Genomic DNA, 20,753 nt, shown 5'->3' with positions numbered 1-20,753 from the left:
TTTCGGAGCCCCCCCATGAGCGTACGCGTGGGCATCGTGATGGACCCCATCGCGAGCATCAACTTCAAGAAGGACAGCTCCCTGGCGATGCTGCTGGCGGCCCAGGCACGAGGCTGGTCGCTCTTCTATATGGAACAACAGGATCTTTACCAGAAGGCGAACACTGCCCATGGGAAGGTTCGCGCCCTGAAAGTCTTCAACGATGCCGAGCACTGGTACGAGCTGGCCGAGGAGACCGACCTGCCGCTGTCCGAGCTGGACGTGATCCTGATGCGCAAGGATCCGCCCTTCAACAACGAGTTCATCTATTCCACATATCTGCTGGAGCAGGCCGAACGCGCCGGCACCCTGGTGGTGAACCGCCCGCAGAGCCTGCGCGACTGCAACGAGAAGTTCTTCGCCACCTTGTTCCCCCAATGCACGCCGCCGACCCTGGTCACCCGGCGCGGGGACATTCTGCGCGAGTTCGCCGCCGAACATCGTGACATCATTCTCAAACCCCTCGAAGGCATGGGCGGCACCATGATCTTCCGCCACCGCGAGGGCGACCCGAACCTGTCGGTGATCCTCGAGACCCTGACCCTGCATGGCCACCAGCAAATCATGGCGCAGCGCTATATCCCGGAGATCAAGGATGGCGACAAGCGCATCCTGATGATCGATGGCGAGCCGGTGGAATATTGCCTGGCGCGCATTCCGGCGCAGGGCGAGACGCGCGGCAACCTCGCCGCCGGTGGCCGCGGCGTGGCCCAGCCGTTGTCCGAGCGCGATCGCTGGATCGCCGAACAGGTCGGCCCGCAGCTGCGCGAACGCGGCCTGCTGTTCGTCGGCCTGGACGTGATCGGCGACTACCTCACCGAGATCAACGTCACCAGCCCGACCTGCATCCGCGAGATCGACAAGGCCTACGACACGCGCATCGGCGAGCGTCTGATGGACGCCATCGAGGGCAAGCTCAAGGCGCACGCTGCGCAGCCGCAAGTTTGACGCAGCCGACAACTTGACGCTTGCCGCTTGCAGGCGACGGCCGGGGAAAGCAGACTTCGCCCACCCCGGCCAGCTCGAACCGTAATGAACGCTGCAACCTCCCCCCAAGCCTTCGAATCCTCCGGCGTCCGCCCGGCGGACCGGCTGGGCTTCACCCTGTTCGTGGCCGCCGTGCTGCACGTCGCGCTAATCCTCGGCGTGGGCTTCTCCATGCCCAAGCCGAGCCTGCTGAGCAAGACCCTGGAAATCACCCTGGCCACCTTCAAGAGCGAGAAGAAGCCGGAGAAGGCCGATTACCTGGCACAGATGAACCAGCAGGGCAGCGGCACCCTGGACAAGAAAGCGGTGCCCAAGACCACAGAGAAGGCCCCCTTCCAGGACTCGGAGGCGAAGAAGGTCACCCTTCCGCAGACGCCGAAGCAGGTGCAAAAGGAAGAAGCACCCAAGACTGCCGTGACCACCAAGTCGCCGCGCCAGCAGAAAGTGCAGACCAAGCAGCAGACGCCCAAGGCCGAACCTGTTGCCGATCCTGTGCCGCAATTCGACTCCAGCGAGCTCTCGGCGCAGATTTCCAGCCTCGAGGCCGACCTCGCCAAGGATCGCCAGGCCTACGCCAAGCGTCCGCGCATCCAGCGCCTGACCGCCGCCTCGACCATGCGCGACAAGGGCGCCTGGTACAAGGAAGAGTGGCGCAAGAAGATCGAGCGCATCGGCAACCTCAATTACCCCGACGAGGCCCGTCGCCAGCGTGTCTATGGCAGCCTACGGCTGCTGGTTTCGATCAACCACGACGGTTCGCTGTACGAAGTGCAGGTGCTGGAGTCTTCCGGCCAGCCACTGCTCGACCAGGCCGCCCAACGCATCGTGCGCCTGGCCGCGCCCTTCGCGCCCTTCACCGGCGATCTGGCGGACATCGACCGCCTGGAAATCATCCGCACCTGGCGCTTCGAGCGCGGCGACCGCCTGTCGAGCCGGTAGGCCGTGCGCCTCCCTTGTTTTAGGGGCCCTGGTGCTTGCAGGGCCTTTCGCTTAGCCGGAAACTAGCCGGCATGAATACAGCGCCCACCTACCTCAAGCACCACTTCCTGATCGCCATGCCGCACATGGCCGATCCCAACTTTGCCCAGACCGTCACCTACCTGGTCGAGCACAACGAGCAGGGCGCCATGGGCCTGGTGATCAACCGCCCGAGCGGCCTCACGCTCAGCGACGTGCTCGAACAACTGCGCGCGGACGAACTGCCGCCGGCGCGCTGCCAGGGCATCACTATCTATAACGGCGGCCCGGTGCAGACCGATCGCGGCTTCGTCCTGCATCCAGCCGGCCAGCAGTTCCAGGCCACCCTGGAGCTGGGCGAGCTTAGCCTCTCCACCTCGCAGGACGTGCTGTTCGCCATCGCCGACGGCAGCGGTCCGCAGAAGAGCCTGATCACCCTCGGCTACGCCGGCTGGGAAGCCGGCCAGCTGGAAGCAGAGCTCGCCGACAATGCCTGGCTGACCTGCCCGGCCGATCCCTCGGTGCTCTTCGACGTCCCCCACGAGCAGCGCCTGGCCGCTGCCGCCGAGCGCCTGGGCATCAACCTCGCCCTGCTCACCGCGCAAGCCGGGCACGCCTGATGAGCGCGCCCCGCCTGCTTCTCGGTTTCGACTACGGCACCAAGCAAATCGGCGTGGCCGTCGGCCAGGCGATCACCGGCCAGGCCCGCGAGCTGTGCGTGCTCAAGGCACAGAACGGCGTGCCGGACTGGAACCGCGTCGAAGCGCTGATCAAGGAATGGCAACCAGACGCCATCGTCGTCGGCCTGCCGTTGAACATGGACGGCACGCCCAGCGAGATGAGCGAGCGCGCGGAGAAGTTCGCCCGCCGCCTAAACGGCCGCTACAACCTGCCGGTGCACACCCACGACGAGCGCCTGACCACCTACGCCGCCAAGGGCGAACGCCTGGCCCAGGGCCAGCGCGATGGTTATCGCGAACGCCCGGTGGACGCGCTGGCCGCTGCCCTGTTGCTCGAAGGCTGGCTGGCCGAACACGGCGCCGCTTGATCTGCGACAGCGCCGGATTCGCTGCAACCGCTAATCTAGAGCCTGTGCCCGCGCCGTCGGGCACACATGGAATCACCGGCGGCCTGCGGGCTGCCCCGAGCCCCAGGAGATGACATGACCCTGCCAAGCCCCGCCGAACTCCTGCCGCGCATGGCCACCGAGCTGCGCAACCACCTCGCCTCCCGCGGCATAGACTCGCCGCGCTTCGTGGGCATCCACACCGGCGGCATCTGGGTCGCCCAGGCGCTGCTCAAGGAACTGCACAGCGAGGAGATCCTCGGCATCCTCGACGTCTCCTTCTACCGCGACGACTTCACTCGCAGCGGCCTGCACCCGCAGGTGCGCCCGTCCGAGCTGCCGTTCGAGATCGACGGCCAGCACCTGGTCCTCGTGGACGACGTGCTGATGAGCGGCCGCACCATCCGTGCCGCGCTCAACGAGCTGTTCGACTACGGCCGTCCGGCAAGCGTGACGCTGGTCTGCCTGCTCGACCTGAATGCCCGTGAACTGCCGATTCGCCCCGATGTGGTGGGACAAACCCTGTCGCTGGCACCCAATGAACGGGTAAAATTGCGCGGTCCCGCACCACTCGCACTCGAGCGCACCCTCATCGGCGCGCTCTGAGCACGCGCGCACCCTTCTTCCGACCTTTCAGGGCCTGCCACATGCCGACAGACGCCAAGCGCCCGCTGCAGCTCAACGACCAGGGCCAGCTGCGCCATTTCCTCTCGCTCGACGGCCTGCCCCGCGAGCTGCTGACCGAGATCCTCGACACCGCCGACTCCTTCCTCGAAGTGGGTGCCCGCGCGGTCAAGAAAGTCCCGCTGCTGCGCGGCAAGACCGTGTGCAACGTGTTCTTCGAGAACTCCACGCGCACCCGCACCACCTTCGAACTGGCCGCCCAACGGCTTTCCGCCGACGTCATCACGCTGAACGTGTCGACCTCCTCGACCAGCAAGGGTGAGACCCTCACCGACACGCTGCGCAACCTCGAGGCCATGGCTGCCGACATGTTCGTCGTGCGCCACAGCGACTCAGGCGCTGCGCACTTCATCGCCGAGCACGTCAGCCCGAAAGTGGCCGTGATCAACGGCGGCGACGGCCGCCACGGCCACCCGACCCAGGGCATGCTCGACATGCTCACCATCCGCCGCCACAAAGGCAGCTTCGAGAACCTCTCGGTAGCCATCGTCGGCGACATCCTGCACTCGCGGGTGGCGCGCTCCGACATGCTGGCGCTGAAGACCCTGGGCTGCCCGGACATCCGCGTCATCGCCCCGCGCACCCTGCTGCCGGTGGGCCTTGAGCAGACCTACGGGGTCAAGGTGTTCACCAACGCCGACGAAGGCCTCAAGGACGTCGACGTGGTGATCATGCTGCGCCTGCAGCGCGAGCGCATGGCCGGCGGCCTGCTGCCCAGCGAAGGCGAGTTCTTCAAGCTCTACGGCCTGACCCAGAAGCGCCTGAAGCTGGCCAAGCCCGACGCCATCGTCATGCACCCGGGCCCGATCAACCGCGGCGTGGAAATCGAATCCGCCGTCGCCGATGGCGAGCAATCGGTGATCCTCAACCAGGTGACCTACGGGATCGCCATCCGCATGGCCGTGCTGTCCATGGCCATGAGCGGGCAGAACGCCCAACGCCAGCTGGAACAGGAGGACGCGCAATGACCGTCAGCATTCACGGCGCCCGCCTGATCGACCCGGCCAGCGGCCTGGACAAGGTCTGCGACATCCACATCGAAGCCGGCCGCATCATCGCTCTCGGCGACGCCCCGGCCGACTTCCATGCCGCCCAGGCGATCGACGCCGCCGGCCTGGTCGCCGCGCCCGGCCTGGTCGACCTCAACGTCGCCCTGTGCGAACCGGGCTACAGCCGCAAGGGCAATATCGACAGCGAAACCCGCGCCGCCGCGGCCGGTGGCGTCACCAGCCTGTGCTGCCCGCCGCAGACCAAGCCGGTGCTCGACACCACCGCCGTAGCCGAACTGATCCTCGACCGCGCTCGCGAGGCCGGCAATGCCAAGGTCTTCCCGATCGGCGCACTGACCCGCGGCCTGGCCGGCGAGCAGCTGTCCGAACTGGCGGCCCTGAGCGGCGCCGGCTGCGTCGCCTTCACCAACGGCCTGGCGCCGATGGCCAGCAACCGCGTGTTGCTGCGCTCCCTGGAGTACGCCGCGACCTTCGACCTGACGGTGATCTTCACCTCCCAGGACGCCGAACTGGCCGAAGGTGGCCTGGCCCACGACGGCCCCACCGCTGCCTTCCGCGGCCTGGCCGGCATTCCGGAAACCGCCGAAACCGTGGCCCTGGCGCGCAACCTGCTGCTGGTCGAGCAAAGCGGCGTGCGTGCGCACTTCAGCCAGCTCACCAGCGCCCGTGGCGTGGAACTGATCGCCCAGGCCCAAGCTCGCGGGCTGCCGGTGACCGCCGATGTCGCGCTGTACCAGCTGATCCTCACCGACGAGGCGCTCTCGGACTTCTCCAGCCTCTACCACGTGCAACCGCCGCTGCGTTCCCGCAAGGATCGCGACGCCCTGCGCGAAGCGGTGAAGAGCGGCGTGATCACCGCCATCGCCAGCCACCACCAGCCCCACGAGTTCGATGCCAAGAACGCCCCCTTCGCCGCCACTGAACCGGGCATCAGCAGCGTCGAACTGCTGCTGCCGCTGGCCATGACCCTGGTGCAGGACGACCTGCTCGACCTGCCGACGCTGCTCGCGCGCCTCTCCAGCGGCCCGGCGAACGCCCTGCGCCTGCCGGCCGGCCGAGTCGCCGTGGGCCAGGCCGCCGACCTCGTGCTGTTCGAGGCCGAAGGCCAGACCCTGGTTGGCGAAAGCTGGTACTCGCGCGGGCACAACTGCCCGTTCAGCGGCCACCTGCTGCCGGGTGCGGTGCGCTGCACCCTGGTGGATGGACACATCGTCCACGCGATCTGAGCCTCCCAGGCATCAAAAAGCCCGCCGACTGGCGGGCTTTTTCTTGGCACCTGCGTCGATTGTAGGAGCGCGCCGTGCGCGCGAATCTCGGACAAGGTCCGCTCCTACGAGGCGTCGACGTCAGATCGTGGCCAGCGCCTGCGCCAGATCGGCGCGCAGGTCCTCCACATCCTCCACCCCCACCGACAACCGCACCAGGCCATCGCCAATGCCCAGCTCCGCTCGGGTCGCCGGCGGGATAGTGGCGTGGGTCATGATCGCCGGGTGTTCGATCAGGCTCTCGACGCCCCCCAGGCTCTCGGCCAGGGCGAATATCTGCACGTTCTCCAGGAAACGCTTGGCGCCAGCCAGATCGGTGGCGAGGTCGATGGATATCACCCCGCCGAAGCCGTTCATCTGCCGCTTGGCCAGTTCGTGCTGTGGGTGCGACGGCAGCCCCGGGTAATGCACACGCTTCACCTGCGGCTGCCGCTCCAGCCACTGCGCCAGCTCCAGCGCATTGCTGCAGTGGCGATCCATGCGCAAGGCCAGCGTCTTAACGCCGCGCAGGGTGAGGAAGGCGTCGAAGGGGCCGGCGATGGCGCCCACGGCGTTCTGCAGGAAGCCCAGGCGCTCGGCCAGCTCCGGGTTGTCGCCGACCACGGCGATGCCGCCGATGACGTCCGAGTGGCCGTTCAGGTACTTGGTCGTCGAGTGCACCACCACATCGAACCCCAGCTCCAGCGGACGCTGGATACGCGGGCTGGCGAAGGTGTTGTCGGCCACGCAGAGGATGCCGCGGCTGCGGCACAGGCGGGCGATGGCCTCAAGGTCGGCCAGGCGCAGCAGCGGGTTGCTCGGGGTTTCGATCCACACCATGCGGGTTTCCGGCCGCAGGGCCGCCTCGATGGCCGACAGGTCGGTGAGATCGACGAAGCTGAAGTCATGCCCGGCGCTGCGCCGCCGCACGCGCTCGAACAGGCGGAAGGTGCCGCCATAAATGTCGTTGCCGGAAACGATGTGCGAGCCGGCGTCGAGCAGTTCCAGGGTGGCCGAGATGGCTGCCAGCCCTGAGGCGAAAGCAAACGCCTTGCTGCCGCCTTCCAAGTCCGCCACGCAGCGCTCCAGTGCCCAGCGCGTAGGGTTGTGCGAGCGGCCGTAGTCCAGGCCCTTGTGCACCCCGGGGCTGTCCTGCAGGTAGGTGGAGTTGGCGTAAATCGGCGGCATCAGCGCGCCGGTGGAGGGGTCGGGCGCCTGGCCGGCGTGGATGACCCGCGTGGCGAAACCGCGCGGCTGGTGCGAATCCTGGCTCATGCGAGCGTTCTCCTGAGGTGGTTGAGCAGATCGAATCGGGTAATCAGGCCGTGGAAGCCGCTGCTGTCGGCGATGATCGCGACCAGGCCGCGATCCAGTTCGGCCTGCAGTTCGGCGAGGCTGGCGTCCGGGGCCAGGGTTTCCAGGTGGGTGGTCATGGCGCTGGCCACCGGCTTGCGGAAGTGCGTGGCGTCGGCGTGCACGCCAAGCAGGATGTCGGACTCGTCGATGACCCCGGCCAGCTTGCCCTGCTCCAGCACCGGCAGCTGCGAGACATCGGCGAGGCGCATGCGCTGGAAGGCGGTCAGCAGGGTATCGCCGGGCCCGACGCTGACCACCCGGCCATCCTCGAAGCGCCGCGCGATCAGGTCGCGCAGGTCGCCGTAGTGCTTGCGCTGCAGCAGGCCCTGGTCGGTCATCCACTGGTCGTTGTAGACCTTGGACAGGTAGCGCGTACCGGTATCGCAGACGAAGCTGAGCACACGCTTGGGCTCTGTCTGCTCACGGCAATAGCGCAGCGCCGCGGCTAGCAAGGTGCCGGTTGAAGAGCCGCCAGGAATACCCTCGGCGCGCAGCAGCTCGCGGGCGTGGGCGAAGCTCTCCTCGTCGCTGATGGAGTAGGCGTGGCGCACGCTGGAGAGGTCGGCGATGGAGGGAACGAAATCCTCGCCGATTCCCTCCACCGCCCAGGAGCCGACTTCACCGAGGGTGCCGCTGCGCACGTACTCGGCCATCACCGAGCCCACCGGGTCGGCGAGGACGAACTCCAGTTTTGGCTGCACCCGCTGGAAAAAGCGCGTGAGTCCGGCGAGGGTACCGGCCGAGCCGACACCGACGACGATGGCGTCGAGGTCATGGCCTGTCTGCTGCCAGATTTCCGGAGCAGTGCTGGTTTCGTGGGCCAGGGGGTTGGCCGGGTTGTTGAATTGGTCGGCGAAGAAGGCGCCGGGGATTTCCGCAGCCAGGCGCGCCGCGACATCCTGGTAGTACTCGGGGTGGCCCTTGCCGACATCGGAGCGGGTGATGTGCACCTCGGCCCCCATGGCCTTGAGGTGCAGCACCTTCTCGCTGGACATCTTGTCCGGCACCACCAGCACCACCCGGTAGCCTTTGGCGCGGCCGACCAGCGCCAGGCCCAGGCCTGTGTTGCCGGCCGTGGCTTCGACGATGGTGCCGCCGGGTTTCAGGCGGCCATCGCGCTCGGCCGTCTCGATCATGGCCACGCCGATGCGGTCCTTGATGGAGCCGCCGGGGTTCTGGTTCTCGAGCTTGAGGAAGAGCGTGCAGGGGCCTGTATCGAAGCGGGTAACGCGAACCAGGGGTGTGTTGCCGATCAGGTCCAGTACAGCGGGGCGGGAATCGTTGCTCATGGCGCAGCTCCTTCTGGCGCCGTGGGGATTGCCCGCCGGCGCGGCCTTCTGGGTCTGTCCCCACCTTAGGCCGGGGGTGCTGCCCTCGCCAGGCTGGCACGACGAAAAAGCCCGCCGGGTGGCGGGCTTTCTGGCAGGGATTCCTTACAGGCGCTGCGGTCCGTTGCGTTCGGATATCTGGGCGTTGAGGGTCCAGAAGTCGTATAGCACGCCCAGCAGGAACAGGCCGCCGGTGAGCAGGTAGAGGATGCCGGTGAGCCACTTGCCCATGTACATGCGGTGCACGCCGAACACACCGAGGAAGGTCAGCAGGATCCAGGCCACGCTGTAGTCCAGTGCGCCGCTGCGATAACGCAGGTCGGCCTCGTCGTCCATCGACGGGATAAGGAAGAGGTCGATGATCCAGCCGATGAAGAACAGTCCGAGGGTGAAGAACCAGATGGTCCCGCTGATTGGCTTGCCATAGTAGAAGCGGTGCGAGCCGGTGAAGCCGAACAGCCAGAGCAGGTAGCCGATCAGCTTGCTGTGGGTATCGGGGGAATTGGACATGCGGCACTCCTGCGCGACGAAAGCGGAATGACGCGGACGCTGGGTACAGCATCCGCGGCAAGGAACGGGAGAAGGCGGCCCGTCGACGGGCGGCGGGGATCAGCGGAAGCGGCGGTTGGGGTCTTCGTCCATCTCCAGGGTCAGGCCCTGGGTCATGGTCGACAGGTGGTCGGCGTCGGTTTCCGACCCCAGCTTGATCATCAGGCGCAGGTCGTTCGCCGAGTCGGCGTAGGCCAGGGCGTCTTCGTAGGTAATCTCGCCCTGGGAGTACAGCTGGTACAGCGCCTGGTCGAAGGTCTGCATGCCCTGCTCGGTGGAGCGCTTCATCAGCGGCTTGAGCTCGTGCACCTCGCCCTTGCGGATCAGATCGGCGGCCAGCGGGGTGTTCAGCAGCACCTCGATCACCGCGCGGCGGCCCTTGCCGTCCGGCGTCGGGACCAGTTGTTGGGCGACGATCGCCTTGAGGTTGAGGGACAGGTCCATCCACACCTGCCCGTGCCGGTCGGCGGGGAAGAAGTGGATGATCCGCTCCAGCGCCTGGTTGGCGTTGTTGGCGTGCAGCGTCGCCAGGCACAGGTGGCCGGTTTCGGCGAAGGCCACGGCGTGGTCCATGGTCTCGCGCGAACGCACCTCGCCGATCATGATCACGTCCGGCGCCTGGCGCAGGGTGTTCTTCAACGCTACTTCGAAGGAGTCAGTGTCGAGGCCCACTTCGCGCTGGGTGACAATGCAGCCCTGGTGCTGGTGGATGTACTCGATCGGATCCTCGATGGAGATGATGTGCCCGGTGGAGTTCTTGTTGCGGTAGCCGATCATCGCCGCCAGCGAGGTGGACTTACCGGTACCGGTGGCGCCGACGAAGATCACCAGGCCACGCTTGGTCATGGCCAGCTTCTTGAGGATCTCCGGCAGCTTGAGGTCGTCGATGGTCGGGATGTTGGTCTCGATGCGACGCAGCACCATGCCCACCAGGTTGCGCTGGTAGAAGGCGCTGACGCGGAAACGGCCGATGCCGCGCGCGCTGATCGCGAAGTTGCACTCGTGGTTCTCGGCGAAGTCGCGGCGTTGCTGCTCGTTCATCACCGACAGCACGGTCTCGCGGGTCTGCTCCGGCGACAGTGGGTTCTTGGTGACCGGCAGGACCTTGCCGTTGACCTTCATCGACGGCGGCACGCCAGCAGTGACGAAAAGGTCGGAGGCGCCCTTCTCCACCATCAGGCGTAAAAGTTTCTCGAATTCCATGGTCGTACCCGTGTGGTTCACGCGCTCAGTGCGACTTCAACGGAGCGGCGGCGTGTGGCGCGCTCCCTGCGCCGGGCGCTAGGCCCGACGACTCAGAAGTTTTCCGGAATCTTGGCTTTTTCCTTGGCTGCATCGCGGGTCACCAGGCCCTTGGCGACCAGCCCCTTGAGGCACATGTCGAGGGTCTGCATGCCCAGCGCGCCGCCGGTCTGGATCGCCGAGTACATCTGCGCCACCTTGTCCTCGCGGATCAGGTTACGGATCGCCGGGGTGCCGATCATGATCTCGTGGGCCGCGACACGGCCGCCGCCGATCTTCTTCAGCAGGGTCTGCGAGATCACCGCCTGCAGCGATTCGGAGAGCATGGAACGGACCATGGACTTCTCCTCGGCGGGGAACACGTCGACGATACGGTCGATGGTCTTGGCCGCGGAGGTGGTGTGCAGGGTGCCGAATACCAGGTGGCCGGTTTCCGCGGCGGTCAGCGCCAGGCGGATGGTTTCCAGGTCGCGCATCTCGCCGACCAGGATGATGTCCGGGTCCTCACGCAGGGCCGAGCGCAGCGCCTCGTTGAAGCCGAGGGTGTCGCGGTGCACCTCGCGCTGGTTGACCAGGCATTTCTTCGATTCGTGGACGAATTCGATCGGGTCCTCGACGGTGAGGATGTGGCTGTACATGGTGTTGTTCAGGTAGTCGAGCATCGCTGCGAGCGAGGTCGACTTGCCCGAACCGGTCGGACCGGTGACCAGCACCAGGCCGCGCGGCACGTCGGCAATGCGCTTGAACACCTCGCCCATGCCCAGGTCTTCCATGCTCAGGACCTTAGAGGGAATGGTCCGGAACACCGCACCCGCGCCGCGGTTCTGGTTGAAGGCGTTGACCCGGAAACGCGCGACGCCAGGGACTTCGAAGGAGAAGTCGGTCTCGAGGAATTCCTCGAAATCCTTGCGCTGCTTGTCGTTCATGATGTCGTAGATCAGCGCGTGGACCTGCTTGTGCTCGAGGGGCGGCAGGTTGATCCGGCGAACATCGCCGTCGACGCGGATCATCGGCGGCAGGCCGGCCGAGAGGTGCAGGTCCGAAGCGCCTTGCTTGGCGCTGAAGGCGAGCAACTCGGTAATATCCATGGGACTCCCCAATCCAATGCAAGCAGGTAGAATGCCGCTGATCTTGCAGCAGCCGGGCCGTAGAGCGCAGGTAATGTCCACGATAGCAGAGAATATTGCAAAGGTTCGCGCACGCATCCGTGAGGCGGCGCAAGCTACGGGACGCGATCCCGAGGGCGTGAATCTGCTGGCGGTGAGCAAGACCAAACCGGCCGCGGACGTGCGCGAGGCATATGCCGCCGGGATGGCCGATTTCGGCGAAAACTACCTGCAGGAGGCGCTGGCGAAACAAGCCGAACTGGCTGACCTGCCGCTGACCTGGCACTTCATCGGCCCCATCCAGTCGAACAAGACCCGCCCCATCGCCGAGCACTTCCAGTGGGTGCATTCGGTCGATCGCCTGAAGGTCGCCGAGCGCCTCTCCGCTCAGCGTCCGGCGCACCTGCCGGCGCTCAACGTCTGCCTGCAGGTGAACGTCAGCGGCGAGGACAGCAAGTCCGGCTGCAGCGCCGCGGAACTGCCGGAGCTGGCCCGCGCCGTTGCTGCCCTGCCAAACCTGAAACTGCGCGGGCTGATGGCGATTCCCGAACCCACCGAGGACGTCGCCGCCCAGCGCGCGGCTTTTGCCCGCCTGCGCGAACTCATGACTACGCTGGATCTCGGCCTGGACACCCTGTCCATGGGCATGAGCCATGATCTCGAAGCCGCCATCGCCGAAGGTGCCACCTGGGTACGCATCGGCACCGCGCTGTTCGGCGCACGCGACTACGGCACCCACCCTTAGATAAAGGAAAGCATTCCATGAGCAATACCCGCATCGCTTTCATCGGCGCCGGCAACATGGCCGCCAGCCTGATCGGTGGACTGCGCGCCCAGGGCGTACCCGCCAAGCAGATCCGCGCCAGCGACCCGGGCGCCGACCAGCGCGCGAAGATCGCCGCGGAGCACGGCATCGAGGTCTTCGAGGACAACGCCAGCGCCATCGCCGGCGCCGACGTGGTCGTCCTGTCGGTCAAGCCGCAGGTCATGAAGCAGGTCTGCGAGCCCTTGGCCGCGCTGCTCGAACCGGGCCAGTTGATCGTTTCCATCGCCGCCGGCATCCCCTGCGCCAGCCTGTCGCGCTGGCTGGGCACCGAACTGCTGGTGCGCTGCATGCCCAACACCCCGGCCCTGCTCGGCGAAGGCGCCAGCGGCCTGTACGCCACCTCCCAGGTCAGCGCCGCGCAGCGCAAGCAGGCCGAGCAACTGCTGGGCGCCGTGGGCATCGCCCTGTGGCTGGACGAGGAGAAGCAGATCGACGCGGTCACCGCCGTTTCCGGCAGCGGCCCGGCGTACTTCTTCCTGTTGATGGAAGCCATGACTGCCGCCGGCGAGAAGCTCGGGCTGAGCCATGAAGTGGCTTCCCGCCTGACCCTGCAGACCGCCCTGGGCGCCGCGCGCATGGCGCTCGCCAGCGACGTCGACCCGGCCGAACTGCGCCGCCGCGTGACCTCGCCCAAGGGCACCACCGAGGCCGCCATCACTGCCTTCCAGGCGAATGGATTCGAAGCATTGGTCGAGCGCGCGCTGAACGCCGCCGACCACCGCTCGGCCGAGCTGGCCGAACAACTGGGGCAATGAGGAGCCTTCCATGACCGGACTTTCCACCGCCGCCATCTACGTCATCCAGACCCTCGGCAGTCTGTACCTGCTGATCGTCCTGCTGCGCTTCATCCTGCAGCTGGTGCGCGCCGACTTCTACAACCCGCTCAGCCAGTTCATCGTGCGCGCCACCAAGCCGCTGCTGAACCCGCTGCGCCGGGTGATTCCGGGCTTCGGCGGTATCGACCTGGCCTCCCTGGTGCTGGCCATCCTGGTGCAGCTGGTGCTGATGATCGTCACCCTGCTGCTGATGGGCTACGGCGTCGGCGGCTTCATCTTGCAACTGCTGGTGTGGTCGGTGATCGCGGTGACCTCGCTGTTCCTCAAGGTGTTCTTCTTCGCCCTGATCGTCAGCGTGATCCTCTCCTGGGTCGCCCCGGGCAGCTACAACCCCGGCGCGCAGCTGGTGAACCAGATCTGCGAACCGATGCTGGCTCCCTTCCGCAAGCTGCTGCCGAACCTCGGCGGGCTGGATCTCTCGCCGATCTTCGCGTTCATTGCGCTGAAACTGATCGACATGCTGGTGATCGGCAACCTGGCGGCCATGACCCGCATGCCGCAAATTCTGAGCCCCTTCATGTAAAAGGGAGCTGCTGCGCGTCGGCGATACAGCGTTGGAAACAGCCGGTGATTGCTCATTTACTGCATGTAAACTGCGCATCCCCGGCTGTTTCCGCCTCGTCTCGCTCTAGCTCGCGAGCTCCATGAGACAGGTAAGCAAATGAGCTTCTATCGCTGGGACGGCGAGGACCTGCTCCTCGACGTCCACCTGCAGCCCAAGGCGAGCCGCGACGAGTTCGCCGGGCTGCATGGCGAGCGCCTGAAGATCCGCCTCACCGCGCCCCCCGTCGAAGGCAAGGCCAATGCGCATCTCCTGGCCTTCCTCGGCAAGGCCTTTGGCGTTCCGAAGAGCACGGTCGTGCTCGAAAGTGGCGAGCTGAACCGCCAGAAGCGCGTGCGCATCCCGCGCCCGACGCAGCTTCCGGCGGAGCTGGGGATTACCGCTCGGTCACATTGACCGACCTTACATGCCGGAATGTGATGAAGGCCAATTGACGCCATACGACTTCGTCGCATAATCCCGCCATTCCCCCCTGCGCAGGATGCGCCAGCCATAGGAACCGCCTGGATGAGCATGGAACGTCTCACTCAGCAGATCGACGCATACGTCACCTGGAAGCGGGACCTGATCCGGGACATCACCCGTTATCGGACCTGGCTGGAGCGCTGCCGGCTGAATTCGCCGGACATCGAGAATCGCCTGGAGCGCGCGCTGCGCCTGCTGCGCTTGGACCACATCACCCTGGCCTTCGTGGGCGAGTACTCCCGCGGCAAGACCGAGCTGATCAACGCCCTGTTCTTCGCCGACTACGGCCAGCGTATGCTGCCGTCCCACGCCGGGCGCACCACCATGTGCCCGACCGAGCTGTTCTTCGACACGAACTCCGAACGCCCATACATCCGCCTGCTGCCCATCGAGACCCGTGTCGCCGACGCCAGCATCGCCCAGTTCAAGCGCGTGCCGCGGCACTGGGTGAACATCCCGCTGGACACCTCCGACCCGGCCAACATGGCCCAGGCCTTCGCCCAGGTGGCGCGGACCAAGGCGCTGCCGGTGGAACAGGCGATCCAGCTCGGCTTCCTGCCGGACATGCTGGAAAGCGCCGGGCGCCCCGGCATGGTGCTGGTTCCGGCGTGGCGTCACGCTTTGGTCAACTTCGACCACCCGCTTCTGCGCCAGGGCCTGCGCATCCTCGACACGCCGGGGCTGAACGCGCTGGGCAGCGAGCCCGAGCTGACCCTGTCTATGCTGCCCGCCGCGCAGTCGGTGATCTTCCTTCTGTCCGCCGACACCGGCGTCAGCGCTTCCGATATGGCCATCTGGCAGGACCATGTGCACCAGCTCGGCGAAGACGGGCAGTGCAACCTGTACGCCGTACTGAACAAGATCGACGTGCTCTGGGACGATCTCGCCGGTGACGCCTTCGTCAACAACGCCATCCAGCGCATCCGCGACATCACCGCCCGCCAGCTGGGTATCGACCGCGAGGACGTCCTGCCGCTGTCGGCCAAGCAGGCGCTGCTGGCCAAGGTGCGCAAGGACCGCGAACTGCTCGCCCGCAGCCAGCTCGAGGACCTCGAGACGCTGCTCTGCGAGCGCATAGTCGCGCAGAAGGAACGCCTGGTAGAGGACGCGGTGGTCAACCAGGTGCTGGCCCTGCTGAACAACAGCCAACACACCCTGCGCCACCGCCTGGAGCGGGTCCGCGACCAGCAGCAGATGCTCGCCGGCCAGCAGCAGGACAACGGCCAATTGCTGTTCGAGCTGACCGCGCGGACCAAGGACGACCACAGCCTGCACCATCGCCGCCTGCTCAACCTGAAGACCAACCAGCGCCTGCTGCGCCGCCAGGGTGAGCTGCTACGCCAGACGGTGAGCGCCGAACGCCTGGAGCAGCACCTGGCGCGGGCGCGCGCGAAACTCACCGGCAGCTGGACGACCCTGGGCATCAACCAGGCGATCCTGGCGTTCTTCCATGCCGTCGAGGGCGACCTGCACACCCTGGCCCACGAAGCCGGGCTGGCCAATCGCATGGTCGAAGCCATCTACCTGCGACACAACCAGGAAAACCCGCTTCACGGACTGGACGCGCCGCGCCTGAATGTCGAGCGCTACCTGGACGAACTGGCCCGCCTGCAGGCCAAGGCCGACCGTTTCCGCCTGCACCTGAAGACCCTGCTCACCGAACAGCGCGTGCTGACCCGGCGCTTCTTCGCCACCCTGGCCCAGGAAGTGATCCTCCTGCACCAGCGCCTGCGCGAAGACGTCGACCAGTGGGCCGGCGATGCGCTCATGCCGCTGATGCAGTACACCCTCGAGAACAAGCAGTTGCTGGAAACCCACATGCTGCGCCTCAAGGCCCTGGCCCAGGAAACCCAGCAGGCGCGGCAGCGCGCGCTGCTCATGGAGCGCTACCAGCAGGAGCTGGAAAAGCAGCTCGCCGAAGCCTCCGATATCCTCCGTCTGCTGCGCCGCCCTTCGCCCTTGCAGCGCCAGGCACGCGTGGTATCCCTGCCCGGCTCGCAACGCGCCTGAGCCGGCGGCTTGCCGCAGGGGGCGGTGCTCTTTAGACTGGCGCCCTCCTTTTTTTCGTGAGCTGGGTCGATGCCCACAGTCTTCCCCGAAGATTCCGTCGGTCTGGTTTCGCCCCAGACGCTGCACTTCAGCGAGCCACTGCTACTGGCCTGCGGCAAGACACTGCCCGAATACCAGCTGGTGATCGAGACCTACGGCGAACTGAACGCCACGGCGAGCAACGCCGTGCTGATCTGCCATGCGCTCTCCGGCCATCACCACGCCGCGGGCTACCACAGCACCGATGACCGCAAGCCGGGCTGGTGGGATAGCGCCATCGGCCCCGGCAAGCCCATCGACACCCGCAAGTTCTTCGTCGTCGCGCTGAACAACCTCGGCGGCTGCAACGGCTCCACCGGACCGACCAGCGTCAATCCGGAAACCGGCCGCGTCTACGGCGCCGACTTCCCGGTAGTCACGGTGGAAGACTGGGTCAACAGCCAGGCCCGCCTGGCCGATCGCCTGGGCATCCAGCAGTGGGCCGCGGTGGTAGGCGGTAGCCTGGGCGGCATGCAGGCACTGCAGTGGACCATCGCCTATCCGGAGCGCGTGCGGCACTGCCTGTGCATCGCCAGCGCGCCCAAGCTCTCGGCGCAGAACATCGCCTTCAACGAAGTGGCGCGCCAGGCGATCCTTTCCGACCCGGAGTTCCTCGGCGGCCACTTCCAGGAAAAAGGCGTGATCCCGCGCCGTGGCCTGGGCCTGGCACGCATGGTCGGGCACATCACCTACCTGTCCGACGACGCCATGGGCGAGAAATTCGGCCGCGACCTGAAGTCCGAGAAGCTCAACTACGACCTGCAGAGCGTCGAGTTCCAGGTCGAGAGCTACCTGCGCTATCAGGGCGAGGAGTTCTCCACCCGCTTCGACGCTAACACCTACCTGCTGATGACCAAGGCGCTGGACTACTTCGATCCGGCCTCGGCGCACGGCGGCGACCTGACCCGCACCCTCGCCGGGGTGAAGGCGGACTTCTGCCTGATGTCCTTCACCACCGACTGGCGCTTCTCGCCGGCGCGTTCGCGGGAAATCGTCGACGCCCTGATCGCGGCGAAGAAGAACGTCAGCTACCTGGAGATCGACGCCCCGCAAGGCCACGACGCCTTCCTCATGCCGATCCCCCGCTACCTGCAAGCCTTCAGCGGTTACATGAACCGCATCAGCGTATAAAAGGAACGCCATGCGCGCCGACCTGGAAATCATCCAAGACTGGATCCCCGCCGGCAGCCGGGTACTCGACCTCGGCTGCGGCGACGGCGAACTGCTGGCCTGGCTGGGCAAGCACAAGCAGGTCACCGGCTACGGCCTGGAGATCGACGGCGAAAACATCGCCAAGTGCATCGAACGCGGGGTCAACGTCATCGAGCAGGACCTCGACAAGGGCCTGGGCAGCTTCGCCAGCAACAGCTTCGACGTGGTCGTCATGACCCAGGCCCTGCAGGCCGTGCATTACCCCGACAAGATCCTCGAAGAGATGTTGCGGGTCGGCAAGACCTGCATCATCACCTTCCCCAACTTCGGCCACTGGAACTGCCGCTGGTACCTTCTGCGCAACGGCCGTATGCCGGTGTCGGAGTTCCTCCCGTACACCTGGTACAACACGCCGAACATCCACTTCTGCACCTTCAAGGACTTCGAGGCGCTGTGCCGCGAGAAGCGCCTGCGCGTATTGGATCGCCTGGCCGTGGACCGTGACCACCGTCATCGCTGGGTCTGCCGAGTTTGGCCTAATCTGTTGGGTGAGATCGGCATCTACCGGGTTAGCGGTCCAGGGGTGCCGGATGCCCGCATCGCCGTCTGAGGCGCTTGCGGGTTCTGAACCCAGGAGAAGAAAACCATGCGCCGCCTAGCCTCCCTGCTGTTCTGCCTGTTCCTCGCCATGCCGGCCTTTGCCGAGCAGGTCCAACGCCTGGGCGATATCCAGGTCCACTACAGCGTCTACAACTCGAGCTTCCTGCAACCGAAGATCGCCCAGGCGGTCGGCGTGGTCCGCAGCAAGAACCAGGGCGTGATCAACATCGTGCCGCTGGACGCCAACGGCAAGCCGGTCGATGCCATCGTCAGCGGCAGCGCCAAGAACCTGCTGAGCCAGGAAATCCCGCTGACCTTCAAACGCGTGGCCGAGGAAGGCGCCGTCTACCACCTGGCGCAATTCACCATCGACAGCCGTGACACCCTGACCTTCAGCATCACGGTCAAGGCCGGCAAAGAAGCGCCGCAAAGCTTCGAATTCACCCAGGAAGTCTTCCCAGACGAATGATCAAGCTCGACCAACTGGTGCTGGCCAGTCACAACGCCGGCAAACTCAAGGAACTCCAGGCCATGCTCGGCGCCCACGTGAAGGTGCGCTCGATCGGCGAGTTCAGCAGCGTGGAACCCGAGGAAACCGGCCTCTCCTTCGTCGAGAACGCCATCCTCAAGGCCCGCAATGCCGCGCGCATCTCCGGCCTGCCGGCGCTGGCCGACGACTCGGGCCTGGCGGTGGACTACCTCGGCGGCGCGCCGGGCATCTACTCGGCGCGCTATGCCGACGGCAAGGGTGACGCGGCGAACAATGCCAAGCTGCTCGACGCCCTCAAGGACGTCCCGGACGACCAGCGCGGCGCGCAGTTCGTCAGCGTGCTCGCCCTGGTGCGTCATGCCGACGACCCGCTGCCGATCCTCTGCGAAGGCCTCTGGCAAGGCAGCATCCTGCGCGAAGCGCGCGGCGAGCACGGCTTCGGCTACGACCCGCTGTTCTGGGTGCCGGAGAGCAACTGCTCCAGCGCCGAACTGCCGCCCGAACAGAAGAACAAGCTGAGCCACCGCGCCCGCGCCATGGCCCTGCTGAAGCAACGGTTGGGTCTATGAGCCAGGCAGGAAGCCACGGGCTCGACGCCGGGCCGGTGGTTTCCGGCTTCCGCCTGCCACCGCTGTCCGCGTACGTGCACATCCCCTGGTGCGTGCGCAAATGCCCGTACTGCGACTTCAACTCCCACGCCGCCGGCCCTGAGCTACCCGAAGATGCCTACGTCGAGGCACTGCTCGCCGACCTGAAGGCCGACGAGCGCCACGTGCACGGCCGCAAGCTGACTTCGATCTTCTTCGGCGGCGGCACCCCAAGCCTGTTCTCCGCCAGCGCCCTCGGCCACATCCTCGAGGGGCTGGAACGCCAGGTCGGGTTCGAGCACGACATCGAGATCACCCTCGAAGCCAACCCCGGAACCTTCGAGCAGGCCAAGTTCGCCGACTACCGCAGCCTCGGCATCAACCGCCTGTCCATCGGCGTGCAGAGCTTCCAGGCCGAGAAGCTCAAGGCCCTCGGCCGCATCCACGACGGCGACGAAGCCGTGCGTGCGGCAGACATGGCGCGCAAGGCCGGCTTCGACAACTTCAACCTCGACCTGATGCACGGCCTGCCGCAGCAAAGCGTGGCCGACGCCCTCGCCGACCTGGAACAAGCCATCGCCCTGAACCCGACGCACCTGTCCTGGTACCAGCTGACCATGGAGCCGAACACGGTGTTCTGGAGCCAGCCGCCGGAGCTGCCGGAGGACGACGCGCTCTGGGAAATCCAGGAAGCCGGCCAGGCACGCCTGGCCGAGGCCGGATTCGTCCAGTACGAGACCTCCGCCTACGCCCGCGACGGCAAGCGCGCCCGGCACAACCTGAATTACTGGACCTTCGGCGACTTCCTCGGCATAGGCGCCGGCGCCCACGCCAAGCTGAGCAGCCCGGAAGGCCGCATCCTGCGCACCTGGAAGACCCGCCTGCCAAAGGACTACCTGAACCCGGACAAGCCCTTCCAGGCCGGCGAGCGCCTACTGGAAGCGGACGACCTGCCCTTCGAGTTCATGATGAACGCCCTGCGCCTGGTCGAAGGCGTACCCAGCAGCCTCTACGAAGAACGCACCGGCCAGCCGCTGCAAAGCATCGCCGAAGCCTGCCGCGAAGCCCGCGCCAAGGGCCTGCTCGCCGACGACAACGAGCGCCTGCGCCCGACCGAACGCGGCCAGCTGTTCCTCAACGACCTGCTGCAGCACTTCCTGGCCTGAACCGTGTCCAGGCACGCCGGGGGACGTGTAAACTCCCCCGGCGATAGCCAATCCAAGGAGCCTGCATGGACTTCGCCCTCGAACTGATCGCCAGCGCCTCCCGCTGGAGCCGCAGCCATCTGTCCGACATCGCCCTGGCGATCATGGCCACCCTGCTGGTGCTGTTCGGGCCGGCGATCAATGCCTGGATCCAGCAGCGCATCGGCAGCCTCAACTTCGTCTTCCGCACCCTGCTGTTCGTGCTCATCTGCGCCGTCGGCTACGGCCTGGCGATGGTCTTCGTCACGCCCTGGCTCGCCCATGGCCTGAACTACTTCAACAACTACACCCTGGCGCCGGTGCTGCTGTTGCTGTTCTTCGTCATCGGCATGATCGCCGACCGCAGCTGACTGCTAGTGTTTCCCCAGTGCCCG

At 66.2% G+C, this 20,753-nt stretch carries 23 protein-coding genes; 18 read left to right on the top strand and 5 right to left on the bottom strand.

Going from position 1 to position 20,753, the window contains the following annotated elements:
• The first annotated feature begins 15 nt into the window (after positions 1–15).
• The 7 genes from gshB to PKB_RS02075 all read left to right on the top strand — a co-directional run bounded on the left by gshB (position 16) and on the right by PKB_RS02075 (position 5,969).
• The gene (gene gshB / locus PKB_RS02105; protein ID WP_043248632.1) at positions 16–987 is read left to right on the top strand and encodes a glutathione synthase; all 972 of its coding nucleotides are present in this window, start codon (positions 16–18) and stop codon (positions 985–987) included.
• Between the two features lie 84 nt (positions 988–1,071).
• Complete coding sequence (locus PKB_RS02100; protein WP_043248631.1) at positions 1,072–1,965, top strand: energy transducer TonB; 894 nt, start codon at positions 1,072–1,074, stop codon at positions 1,963–1,965.
• A gap of 71 nt (positions 1,966–2,036) precedes the next feature.
• A complete protein-coding gene (locus PKB_RS02095; protein ID WP_043248630.1) occupies positions 2,037–2,603 on the top strand; it encodes a YqgE/AlgH family protein in 567 nt (188 codons plus the stop codon).
• Positions 2,603–3,031: a Holliday junction resolvase RuvX gene (ruvX, locus tag PKB_RS02090; RefSeq protein ID WP_043248629.1), complete on the top strand. Its 429-nt coding sequence runs from the start codon at positions 2,603–2,605 to the stop codon at positions 3,029–3,031. The genes PKB_RS02095 and ruvX overlap by 1 nt, the downstream gene beginning before the upstream one ends.
• Positions 3,032–3,145: 114 nt before the next feature.
• Complete coding sequence (gene pyrR, locus PKB_RS02085) at positions 3,146–3,655, top strand: bifunctional pyr operon transcriptional regulator/uracil phosphoribosyltransferase PyrR (protein ID WP_043248627.1); 510 nt, start codon at positions 3,146–3,148, stop codon at positions 3,653–3,655.
• A 41-nt stretch (positions 3,656–3,696) separates the two neighbouring features.
• A complete protein-coding gene (locus PKB_RS02080; protein ID WP_043248624.1) occupies positions 3,697–4,701 on the top strand; it encodes an aspartate carbamoyltransferase catalytic subunit in 1,005 nt (334 codons plus the stop codon).
• Positions 4,698–5,969 (top strand): dihydroorotase, encoded by a 1,272-nt coding sequence (locus tag PKB_RS02075; RefSeq protein WP_043248622.1) that lies wholly within the window; start codon positions 4,698–4,700, stop codon positions 5,967–5,969. The genes PKB_RS02080 and PKB_RS02075 overlap by 4 nt, the downstream gene beginning before the upstream one ends.
• A 120-nt stretch (positions 5,970–6,089) precedes the next feature.
• Here the strand turns inward: PKB_RS02075 and PKB_RS02070 are convergent, their stop codons facing one another.
• From PKB_RS02070 to pilT, 5 genes are all read right to left on the bottom strand, one after another.
• Positions 6,090–7,262, bottom strand: a complete 1,173-nt coding sequence (locus PKB_RS02070; protein WP_043248620.1) for a cystathionine gamma-synthase — start codon at positions 7,260–7,262, stop codon at positions 6,090–6,092.
• Entirely contained in the window at positions 7,259–8,632 is a 1,374-nt protein-coding gene (locus PKB_RS02065; protein ID WP_043248618.1) for a pyridoxal-phosphate dependent enzyme, read from the bottom strand. Before PKB_RS02065 ends, PKB_RS02070 begins: the two co-directional genes overlap by 4 nt.
• A 144-nt stretch (positions 8,633–8,776) precedes the next feature.
• A complete protein-coding gene (locus tag PKB_RS02060) occupies positions 8,777–9,181 on the bottom strand; it encodes an NINE protein (RefSeq protein WP_043248616.1) in 405 nt (134 codons plus the stop codon).
• A 99-nt stretch (positions 9,182–9,280) separates the two neighbouring features.
• Positions 9,281–10,423, bottom strand: coding sequence for a type IV pilus ATPase PilU (gene pilU / locus PKB_RS02055; protein ID WP_043248615.1), 1,143 nt, complete (start codon positions 10,421–10,423; stop codon positions 9,281–9,283).
• Between the two features lie 92 nt (positions 10,424–10,515).
• Positions 10,516–11,550: a type IV pilus twitching motility protein PilT gene (gene pilT, locus PKB_RS02050; protein WP_043248613.1), complete on the bottom strand. Its 1,035-nt coding sequence runs from the start codon at positions 11,548–11,550 to the stop codon at positions 10,516–10,518.
• A 73-nt stretch (positions 11,551–11,623) separates the two neighbouring features.
• Between pilT and PKB_RS02045 the strand changes: the two genes are divergently transcribed.
• From PKB_RS02045 to PKB_RS01995, 11 genes are all read left to right on the top strand, one after another.
• Positions 11,624–12,313: a YggS family pyridoxal phosphate-dependent enzyme gene (locus PKB_RS02045; RefSeq protein WP_043248610.1), complete on the top strand. Its 690-nt coding sequence runs from the start codon at positions 11,624–11,626 to the stop codon at positions 12,311–12,313.
• A 17-nt stretch (positions 12,314–12,330) separates the two neighbouring features.
• Complete coding sequence (gene proC, locus PKB_RS02040) at positions 12,331–13,149, top strand: pyrroline-5-carboxylate reductase (RefSeq protein WP_043248608.1); 819 nt, start codon at positions 12,331–12,333, stop codon at positions 13,147–13,149.
• A gap of 10 nt (positions 13,150–13,159) precedes the next feature.
• Positions 13,160–13,753, top strand: coding sequence for a YggT family protein (locus tag PKB_RS02035; protein WP_043248606.1), 594 nt, complete (start codon positions 13,160–13,162; stop codon positions 13,751–13,753).
• Between the two features lie 138 nt (positions 13,754–13,891).
• Positions 13,892–14,188 (top strand): DUF167 domain-containing protein, encoded by a 297-nt coding sequence (locus PKB_RS02030; protein WP_043248605.1) that lies wholly within the window; start codon positions 13,892–13,894, stop codon positions 14,186–14,188.
• A gap of 111 nt (positions 14,189–14,299) precedes the next feature.
• Positions 14,300–16,267 (top strand): dynamin-like GTPase family protein, encoded by a 1,968-nt coding sequence (locus tag PKB_RS02025; protein WP_043248603.1) that lies wholly within the window; start codon positions 14,300–14,302, stop codon positions 16,265–16,267.
• A gap of 69 nt (positions 16,268–16,336) precedes the next feature.
• Positions 16,337–17,476 carry a homoserine O-succinyltransferase MetX gene (gene metX, locus PKB_RS02020; RefSeq protein WP_043248601.1) on the top strand — a complete coding sequence of 380 codons (1,140 nt, stop codon included), beginning with the start codon at positions 16,337–16,339 and terminating at the stop codon, positions 17,474–17,476.
• Between the two features lie 10 nt (positions 17,477–17,486).
• Entirely contained in the window at positions 17,487–18,107 is a 621-nt protein-coding gene (gene metW, locus PKB_RS02015) for a methionine biosynthesis protein MetW (RefSeq protein ID WP_043248599.1), read from the top strand.
• A 36-nt stretch (positions 18,108–18,143) separates the two neighbouring features.
• Positions 18,144–18,566, top strand: coding sequence for a DUF4426 domain-containing protein (locus PKB_RS02010; protein ID WP_043248598.1), 423 nt, complete (start codon positions 18,144–18,146; stop codon positions 18,564–18,566).
• The gene (gene rdgB, locus PKB_RS02005; RefSeq protein ID WP_043248597.1) at positions 18,563–19,156 is read left to right on the top strand and encodes an RdgB/HAM1 family non-canonical purine NTP pyrophosphatase; all 594 of its coding nucleotides are present in this window, start codon (positions 18,563–18,565) and stop codon (positions 19,154–19,156) included. Before PKB_RS02010 ends, rdgB begins: the two co-directional genes overlap by 4 nt.
• On the top strand, positions 19,153–20,340 hold the full coding sequence (gene hemW, locus PKB_RS02000) for a radical SAM family heme chaperone HemW (protein WP_043248595.1): 1,188 nt from the start codon (positions 19,153–19,155) through the stop codon (positions 20,338–20,340). The genes rdgB and hemW overlap by 4 nt, the downstream gene beginning before the upstream one ends.
• Positions 20,341–20,405: 65 nt before the next feature.
• On the top strand, positions 20,406–20,729 hold the full coding sequence (locus PKB_RS01995; RefSeq protein WP_043248593.1) for a DUF3392 domain-containing protein: 324 nt from the start codon (positions 20,406–20,408) through the stop codon (positions 20,727–20,729).
• The last annotated feature ends 24 nt before the right edge of the window (positions 20,730–20,753 follow it).

The organism is Pseudomonas knackmussii B13 (genome assembly GCF_000689415.1).
Classification (GTDB): Bacteria; Pseudomonadota; Gammaproteobacteria; order Pseudomonadales; family Pseudomonadaceae; genus Pseudomonas; species Pseudomonas knackmussii.
The sequence above is the reverse complement of the archived record's forward strand: the minus strand, read 5'-3'. Positions and strand labels throughout refer to the sequence as shown.